Origin of the sequence: Streptomyces sp. H39-C1, assembly GCF_027158125.1 — a bacterium.
Classification (GTDB): domain Bacteria; phylum Actinomycetota; class Actinomycetes; order Streptomycetales; family Streptomycetaceae; genus Actinacidiphila; species Actinacidiphila fildesensis.
Genome location: NZ_JAPVLS010000001.1, coordinates 154,772 through 162,190 on the forward strand (window position 1 = coordinate 154,772; position 7,419 = coordinate 162,190).

At 71.6% G+C, this 7,419-nt stretch carries 8 protein-coding genes; 2 read left to right on the top strand and 6 right to left on the bottom strand.

The genetic code is table 11. The annotated features are described in order from the left end of the window. Nucleotides 1-134: 134 nt before the first annotated feature. The 6 genes from O3W51_RS00690 to O3W51_RS00715 all read right to left on the bottom strand — a co-directional run bounded on the left by O3W51_RS00690 (nucleotide 135) and on the right by O3W51_RS00715 (nucleotide 5,969). Nucleotides 135-938, bottom strand: a complete 804-nt coding sequence (locus O3W51_RS00690; protein WP_138351205.1) for a crotonase/enoyl-CoA hydratase family protein — start codon at nucleotides 936-938, stop codon at nucleotides 135-137. Further along, a complete protein-coding gene (locus O3W51_RS00695) occupies nucleotides 935-2,569 on the bottom strand; it encodes an acyl-CoA dehydrogenase family protein (RefSeq protein WP_198357261.1) in 1,635 nt (544 codons plus the stop codon). The genes O3W51_RS00690 and O3W51_RS00695 overlap by 4 nt, the downstream gene beginning before the upstream one ends. Then, complete coding sequence (locus O3W51_RS00700) at nucleotides 2,553-3,164, bottom strand: TetR/AcrR family transcriptional regulator (RefSeq protein WP_138351207.1); 612 nt, start codon at nucleotides 3,162-3,164, stop codon at nucleotides 2,553-2,555. Before O3W51_RS00700 ends, O3W51_RS00695 begins: the two co-directional genes overlap by 17 nt. A 66-nt stretch (nucleotides 3,165-3,230) precedes the next feature. Further along, nucleotides 3,231-3,953 carry an aquaporin gene (locus O3W51_RS00705; RefSeq protein ID WP_187144949.1) on the bottom strand — a complete coding sequence of 241 codons (723 nt, stop codon included), beginning with the start codon at nucleotides 3,951-3,953 and terminating at the stop codon, nucleotides 3,231-3,233. A 93-nt stretch (nucleotides 3,954-4,046) separates the two neighbouring features. Beyond that, nucleotides 4,047-5,396, bottom strand: coding sequence for a carotenoid oxygenase family protein (locus tag O3W51_RS00710; RefSeq protein ID WP_198357262.1), 1,350 nt, complete (start codon nucleotides 5,394-5,396; stop codon nucleotides 4,047-4,049). A 6-nt stretch (nucleotides 5,397-5,402) separates the two neighbouring features. After that, entirely contained in the window at nucleotides 5,403-5,969 is a 567-nt protein-coding gene (locus O3W51_RS00715; protein ID WP_269282830.1) for a hypothetical protein, read from the bottom strand. A 116-nt stretch (nucleotides 5,970-6,085) separates the two neighbouring features. On the opposite strand from O3W51_RS00715, the gene O3W51_RS00720 reads away from it, so the two are divergent. Together O3W51_RS00720 and O3W51_RS00725 are read left to right on the top strand one after the other, a co-directional pair. Next, complete coding sequence (locus tag O3W51_RS00720) at nucleotides 6,086-6,610, top strand: PadR family transcriptional regulator (RefSeq protein ID WP_138351211.1); 525 nt, start codon at nucleotides 6,086-6,088, stop codon at nucleotides 6,608-6,610. A gap of 208 nt (nucleotides 6,611-6,818) precedes the next feature. Further along, complete coding sequence (locus O3W51_RS00725; protein WP_138351212.1) at nucleotides 6,819-7,394, top strand: TerD family protein; 576 nt, start codon at nucleotides 6,819-6,821, stop codon at nucleotides 7,392-7,394. Nucleotides 7,395-7,419: the final 25 nt, after the last annotated feature.

Consider the following 7,419-nt stretch of genomic DNA (forward strand, 5'->3'; position numbering starts at 1 on the left):
GAGTGACGAAAGTCGCTCGGAGGGGCCGTTTTTCGTTGTCCGGGTGGTTCGGTGTCCTGTGCTCCGGCCGGTGTGCGGCGGGTCGGTGTGATGTGCGGCACTTGTTCGTGCCGCACATCACCGTCGGCGGGTCGTCAGATGGTGTCGAAGTCGCCGTGGCGGCCGAGGCCGGAGGTGAAGCGGTGGGCGCCTTCGGTGATTCCGGCGAGGGCGGCGGAGGCGTTGTGGAGTTCTTGGCGGAGGGCTTCGGGTTCGGGGAGGCCGGCTTGGGTGCGGGTGGACTCTCGGTCGGCGCGCATGCAGGCGGCGGGGTAGCGGGCGATGTCGGCGGCGAGTTCGCGGGCGGCCCGCAGGGCTTCGCCGGGGGGTACCAGGCGGTTGACGAGGCCGATGGCGTGGGCCTCGGGGGCGGGTACCGGGCGGCCGGTGAGGATCAGGTCCGTCGCCCGGCTCTCGCCGATGAGGCGGGGCAGCCGGACGGTGCCGCCGTCGATCAGCGGAACGCCCCAGCGGCGGCAGAAGACGCCGAGGACGGCGTCCTCCTCGGCGACCCGCAGATCGCACCACAGGGCGAGTTCCAGTCCGCCCGCGACGGCGTGGCCGCTGATCGCGGCGATGACGGGTTTGGAGAGCCGCAGCCGGGTGGGTCCCATCGGGCCGTCGCCGTCCTCGGCGACCCGGTTGCCGCGGGCGGTGCCGACGGCCTTGAGGTCCGCGCCGGCGCAGAACGTGCCGCCCCGGCCCCACAGGACGGCGACGGCGGCGTCGGGGTCGGCGTCGAAGTCCCGGAAGGCTGCGGCGAGGGCGGCGGCGGTGGGGCCGTCGACGGCGTTGCGCGCCCCGGGGCGGTTCAGGACGACGGTGGTGACGGGGCCGTCGCGCTCGACCTGGACCGGGGCGTCGGCGGGGTCTTCCGGCGCGTCGTCGGGGGCGGTCACAGGAGGTGGCGGGCGCGGTCGATGAGGGGTGCGGTGTCGGTGCCGGCGGGGAGGGTGCCGAAGGCGCGGCCGTGGTCGCCGCCGAGCCGGGAGGCGCAGAAGGCGTCGGCCGCGGGGCTGCCGTACCGGACGAGCAGCGAGCCCTGCAGGACCAGCGCCATCGACTCCACGATGCGGCGGGTGCGGAATTCGAGGTCGGTGAGGTCGCCGAGCTCCTTCTTGAGCTCCGCCACGGACGCGTCCAGCCGCCGGTCGGCGCCCGCCGCCAGGTCGATCTCGGCGAAGAACGCCTCGACGGAGTCGGGCTGACGGGCCATCGCGCGCAGTGCGTCGAGCGCGGAGACGTTGCCCGAGCCCTCCCAGACCGACAGCAGCGGTGCCTCGCGGTAGAGGCGGGGCATGCCCGATTCCTCGATGTAGCCGTTGCCGCCGAGGCATTCGAGGGCTTCCGCGGCGTGCACAGGGCCGCGTTTGCACACCCAGTACTTGGTGACGGCGAGCGCCAGCCGGCGGAAGGACTCCTCGGCGGCGTCGCCGCGCGCCGCGCGGTCGGTGGCGCCGGCCAGCCGGAACGCCACGGTGGTGGCGGCCTCGGACTCGACGGCGAGGTCCGACAGGACGTTGCGCATCAGCGGCTGGTCGATGAGCGGGGCACCGAACGCCGAGCGGTGCGCGGTGTGGTGGACGGCCCGGATCAGCCCGGCACGCATGGCGGTGGCGGTGCCCAGGACGCAGTCCAGACGGGTCAGGTTGACCATGTCGATGATGGTGCGGACCCCGCGGCCCTCCTCGCCGACGAGATACCCGAGGGCGCCGTCGTACTCGATCTCGGCGGAGGCGTTGGAGCGGTTGCCGAGCTTGTCCTTGAGGCGCTGCAGCTGGATGCGGTTGCGGGTGCCGTCGGGGAGGACGCGCGGCAGCAGGAAGCAGGAGAGGCCGCCGGGGGCCTGCGCGAGGGTCAGGAACAGGTCCGACATGGGCGCGGACGTGAACCACTTGTGGCCGGTCAGCGTGTACGTGCCGGCCTCGCCACCGGCCGGAACGGCCCGGGTGGTGTTGCTGCGGACGTCCGAGCCGCCCTGCTTCTCGGTCATCGACATACCGGCGATGAGACCGCGCTTGCCGGCCGGGGCGCGGAGCCCGAAGTCGTACTCGCGGGCGGCGAGCAGCGGCTCGTACGCGGCGGCGAGCGCGGGGTTGGCGCGCAGGGCGGGGACGACGGCGTACGTCATGGAGACCGGGCAGATGTGGCCGGCTTCGACCTGGCCCCAGACGTAGAGCTTGGCGGCGCGGGCGACATGGGCGCCGGGCCGGTCGTCGCGCCAGGGGGCCGCGTGCAGGCCGTGGCTGACGGCGGTGTCCATCAGTTCGTGCCACGCGGGGTGGAACTCGACCTCGTCGATGCGGTTGCCGTACCGGTCGTGGGTGCGCAGCACCGGTTCGTTCTCGTTGGCCAACCGGCCCAATTCCTGGGCGTGTTCGGTGCCGGCGAGCGTTCCCAGGGTGTGCAGCGAGTCCTCGGACCAGCCGGCGCCCTGGCGGTGCAGGCCCTCGATGAGGGTGGCGTCGGCGGCGACATCGTGGCCGGTCAGGGGCGGTGCTTGGTTGGTGACCTCATGAGTCTGCGGCATTGCGTCCTCCCAGAGCGCGTAGGGCGAAGGAGACGAGGGCGGGGATCAGGTCGTCGGGTGCGCCGCCGTCGGCGAGCGGCCCCACGAGGGCTTCTCCGACGGCCCCCACCAGGGCGGCGGCGGTGAGCTGGGGGTCCTGGGCCGGCAGTCGTCCGGAGGCGACGCCGGCGGCGATCTGTTCCGCGATCACATCGCGGAACGCGCGGCGGAAGACGAGCCGTTCGGCGTCGACGGCGGCGTCGACCGGCTCGGCGAGCAGGGCGTAGGCCAGCCGCGGTGACTTCAGGGCCCGTCCGGCGAAGGTCTCGATGATCGCGGCGACCCGGTCGGGCAGGTCGGCGGGCCGGTTGGCGGCGGCCCGGACGGCCTCGACCTCCCGGCTGCAGACCACCCGGAACAGCTCCGCGACGAGCTCGGCCTTGCTGGGGAACGAGCGGTACACGCTGCCGGCCGCGATACCCGCCCGTTCGGCGACCGCGGCCACCGAGCAGGCGGCGTATCCGCGTTCGGCGAGCAGCTCGACCGCTCCGTGGAGTACGGCGTCGCGCTGGGCGTCGAGGCGCGCCTGGATGGTGGGGGTCCTGCGGTAGGGCATGCGTAGAAGTGAAGCAGTGATTCAGTTCTTCATCAAGACCCGGTCCTGGCTGCCACGGGGGCTCCCTCAGGGCTTCTTCGGGGTGAAGAGCGCGGTGGCCAGGGCCAGTCCGAGGACGGCTCCGGTCAGCTGGGCGGCGATGAAGCCGGGCAGTGATCCGGGGGCGATGCCGGTGAATGTGTCGCTGAAGGAGCGGCCGACGGTGGCGGCGGGGTTGGCGAACGAGCTGGAGGAGGTGAACCAGCAGGCGGCGCCGATATAGGTCGCGACGGCGACGGGTGCCAGCTGCGTACGGCCGCTGCGGACCAGGCCGGTGACGAGCAGGACGAGTCCGGTGGTGGCGACGACTTCGCCCAGCAGCAGATGCCCGGCCGACAGGTCGTGGGTGGACCAGCTGATCAGCGGGCGGTCGAACATGGCGTCCGCGAGCACCGATCCGGCGATGGCGCCGGTGGTCTGCGCGAGGACGTAGAGGGCCACGGTCCGGGCGCCGTACGCGGTCGGGCCGCCGCGTGCGGTCCACCAGTCGGCGAGGGTGACCACGGGGTTGAGATGCGCGCCGGAGACCGGGGCGAGGAGGGTGATCAGCACCCAGAGTCCCAGGGCGGTGGCCAGCACATTGGCCAGCAGCTGCACCCCGACGTCGTGGCTGAGGCGGGTGGCCTGGATGCCGGAGCCGACCACGACGGCCACCAGGGCGGCGGTGCCGACCAGTTCGGCGGCGGCTTTCCTGAGCGGCGGGACAGCTGGCGGGGTGGCTTCCCGCGCCGGCACGGCCTGTGTCTGCATACCCAGATTCTGCGGCCTATTTCGGAATATTGTTTCCGTATCTTGGAAATGAGACAGGTTCGGTATCGCCATCGGCCGGTTCCAGAGGGCCGCTCACTGGTCGGGAAGCCAGTTGCCATGGAATCCGTAGGGCACCCGCTGGGGCAGGTGGATGGTCGCGACCGGCGGGGCGGCGAGGTGCTCGGCGTCCAGAATCACCAGGTCACTGGTACCGGTGCCGGCGTCGTACACATAGGTGAGCAGCCAGCCGGGGCCGCCCGCGAGGTCGTCCACCGGGGCGAAGGCGGCTTCGCCGGGGGTGCGGCCGGGCGCGAACTCATGGCTGGTGACGCCGCCGGTCCGCAGGTCGTAGCGGACCAGGGCGCCGGCCACCGGCCCGCGTCCCAGACCCTCGGCCGTGGTGACATGGCCGAACCGGGCCGGCTGTCCGGCGAGCCGGTCGTCGACCCGGGGGAACTCGCACGGCCGGTCGTCGATCTGCTCCTCGGCGACGGTGCCCGTCACGAGGTCCAGCGTCCAGCGCCACAAGGTGGCGGGCCGGTGGACCAGATCCGGCGCGTAGTGGTGCGGATAGCGCGTGACGTGCAGGACGATCCGGTCACCGTCGCCCTCGTCGTACGCGTTGAGCCCGTGGAAGACGTAGCAGGGGTCGATCGGGAACCAGCGGACGACGCCGTACGGATCGTCCCTGCGCAGCACGCCGAGCCGGGCGCCGTAGGCCGGGTCCCACTGGTACGGCATGCCGCCGCCGGGGCGCATGGCCTCCTGGAGGTTGAAGACCACGGGCAGATCCATGAACACCACGTGGGAGGCGGTGAGATGGAAGTCGTGCATCATCGTGTGCGCCGGGACGTCCACGGGGCGGCTGACGACCAACTCGCCGGAGGCGTCGGCCCGGTGGTACGTGAGGTACGGCGCGGTGAGCCCGCCGTAACCGAAGAAGTGCAGCTCCCCGGTGGTCGGGCAGGTCTTGGGGTGGGCGGTCATCGGGGTCTCGAGCCGGCCGCCGAAGTCGTGCGGTCCGACGGTCTCCAGCTCATGCCCCGGGCGGCAGTCGATCTCGTACGGGAACGAGGCCTCGACCAGGGCGAGGGTGCGGCCCGCGTGCCGGACGATGTGGGTGTTGGCGGGGCCGGCCGTGAGATCCAGATTGCCCTGGTCGTCATAGATCCGGGCGCCGTGGGTGAAGGTCGAGGTACGGACCCAGCGGTTGCGGTACGAGGTGGCGCGGCCGCCTTCCAGACGGACGCCGTGCACCATCCCGGCGCCGAAGAACCAGTGCGGGGAGGCGGCGTCCTGCGGGTTGGGGCCGTTGCGCAAGTACCAGCCGGTCAGCTCGGGTGGGATCGATCCGGTGACCGGCAGGTCGTAGGCGGTCAGTTCCTCCGCGACGGGGGCGAAGTTGCCGGACAGGTGCGGGGCGACGGCGGGCTGCTGGGTCATGCGGGGTCAGCCTTCCTGCGTGCCGGGCTCGGAGAGGCGGGCCCGGACGCGGTCCGGGTAACGGGCGGTGAAGAGCGCGGGGACCACGAAGCCGGCGACCTGGACCGGGATCGAGACACCGCTGCCCAGGTCCGCGGCGTAGATGGGGATCAGTACGGCGGCGGTCACGGTGAAGGCGGCGGCCCAGGCGGCGGTGATCACCACGTTGATCCGGCGGAAGACCGGGGTGTTCCACACCTCGGGCGGCGCCTGGCGCTTGGCGATGCCGGTGGTGAAGGGGCGGCGGACGGCGAGGGTGGCCCAGGCGGTGACGGCCAGCCAGCCGAGCGAGAGCGCCCCGCTGTAGTCCTCCAGGCCGGAGTCCGGACGGGAGAAGGCGACCACGCTGAGGACCGCGAAGAACGCGATCGTGCTGAACTCCAGGATCTGGGACTCGGCGGCGATGCCCGCCTTGCGGTTCTGGATCAGCAGCCAGATGCCGAGGACAAGACCGGTGAGGGCTCCCCACTGCCAGCCGGCCGAGGAGACGGCGGCGAAGGCGATCCAGGGGATGAAGCCGCGCAGGTAGTTCATGACAAGCCTTCCAGTGGTCCGGTCTGGTGTCCGGGTTTCCGGTATTCCATTTCCGACGTGTCAAAAGTAGAACGTCCAGCATTGACGTGTCAAGAGTGGAAGGTAGGATGGACCACATGAGCCTCCGCCACGCACTGCTGGGCCTCTTGGTCGAACGTCCGGCCAGCGGCTACGACCTGATGAAACTGTTCGAGACCTCCCTCGCCAATGTCTGGCCCGCGACCCAGAGCCAGGTCTACGGCGAGCTGGGGCGTCTCGCCGATACGGGCCTGCTGGAAGTGGCCGCGGAAGGACCGCGCGGCCGCAAGGAGTACGCCCTCACCGACGAAGGCCTCGCCGAGCTGCGGCACTGGCTCACCGAGACGGAACCCGACCGGGTGCGCCGCAGCGAAACGTTGCTGCGGGTCTTCTTCCTGGGCGTGCTCACTCCGGTGGAGGCGTGCGCGTACCTCGGGAACGAGGCCTCCCGCGCGGCCGATCACCGGGCCTCGCTGAAGGAGCTGGAGGCGGCGGTGGACTGGGGCGACGACCAGCCGTCCGTCTACGGCCGGCTGGCCCTGGAGTACGGGCTGCGCTTCACCGCCATGCAGGAGGAATGGGCCCGCTGGGCCGCCGACCAGGTCGCGGGCCGCGCGCGCTGAACCGCGTGCCGGTGCCGGGTGCCCGGCGCCGGCACGCGGAGCCGCTGGATCGGCACCGATCGGCCGAGTGGCGGAGCGGCCGGTGCGGACCGGCCGCGCAAGGGTGGCAGGCCGGCGGGAACCGGGGCAGGGTGGTGTCCGTTGGAGCTATTGGGCAAAGGAATCGTCAAGCGGCGCGGCCCGCGCCGGATTGAGCAGGGAGTCCATCATGGGTGTCAGCCTCTCCAAAGGCGGCAATGTCTCGCTGACGAAGGAGGCCCCCGGACTGACGGCGGTCACCGTCGGCCTGGGCTGGGACGTGCGCACGACGACCGGCACCGACTTCGACCTGGACGCGAGTGCGCTGCTGGTCGATACGACCGGCAAGGTTGTCTCGGACAAGCACTTCATCTTCTTCAACAACCTCAAGAGCCCGGACGGTTCTGTCGAGCACACCGGCGACAACCTCACGGGTGAGGGCGAGGGCGACGACGAGGCCGTCAAGGTCAGCCTCGCGACCGTTCCGCCCGAGGTCGACAAGATCGTGTTCCCGGTCTCGATCTATGAGGGCGAGAGCCGTCAGCAGAGCTTCGGCCAGGTCCGCAACGCGTTCATCCGTGTGGTGAACCAGGCGGACAACAACGAACTGGCTCGTTACGACCTCACCGAGGACGCCTCCACCGAGACCGCGATGGTCTTCGGCGAGCTGTACCGCAACGGCGCGGAGTGGAAGTTCCGGGCCGTCGGCCAGGGCTACGCCTCGGGGCTGCGCGGTATCGCGCAGGACTTCGGCGTCAACCTCTGACCTCGGCGTCACCTGCGGAAGGGCC

What these genes read in the sequence shown, in the direction of transcription:
- O3W51_RS00695 (WP_198357261.1), bottom strand. Translation starts at nt 2,569, where the DNA reads ATGCCGCAGACTCATGAGGTCACCAACCAAGCACCGCCCCTGACCGGC.
- O3W51_RS00700 (WP_138351207.1), bottom strand. Translation starts at nt 3,164, where the DNA reads ATGCCCTACCGCAGGACCCCCACCATCCAGGCGCGCCTCGACGCCCAG.
- O3W51_RS00705 (WP_187144949.1), bottom strand. Translation starts at nt 3,953, where the DNA reads ATGCAGACACAGGCCGTGCCGGCGCGGGAAGCCACCCCGCCAGCTGTC.
- O3W51_RS00710 (WP_198357262.1), bottom strand. Translation starts at nt 5,396, where the DNA reads ATGACCCAGCAGCCCGCCGTCGCCCCGCACCTGTCCGGCAACTTCGCC.
- O3W51_RS00715 (WP_269282830.1), bottom strand. Translation starts at nt 5,969, where the DNA reads ATGAACTACCTGCGCGGCTTCATCCCCTGGATCGCCTTCGCCGCCGTC.
- O3W51_RS00720 (WP_138351211.1), top strand. Translation starts at nt 6,086, where the DNA reads ATGAGCCTCCGCCACGCACTGCTGGGCCTCTTGGTCGAACGTCCGGCC.
- O3W51_RS00725 (WP_138351212.1), top strand. Translation starts at nt 6,819, where the DNA reads ATGGGTGTCAGCCTCTCCAAAGGCGGCAATGTCTCGCTGACGAAGGAG.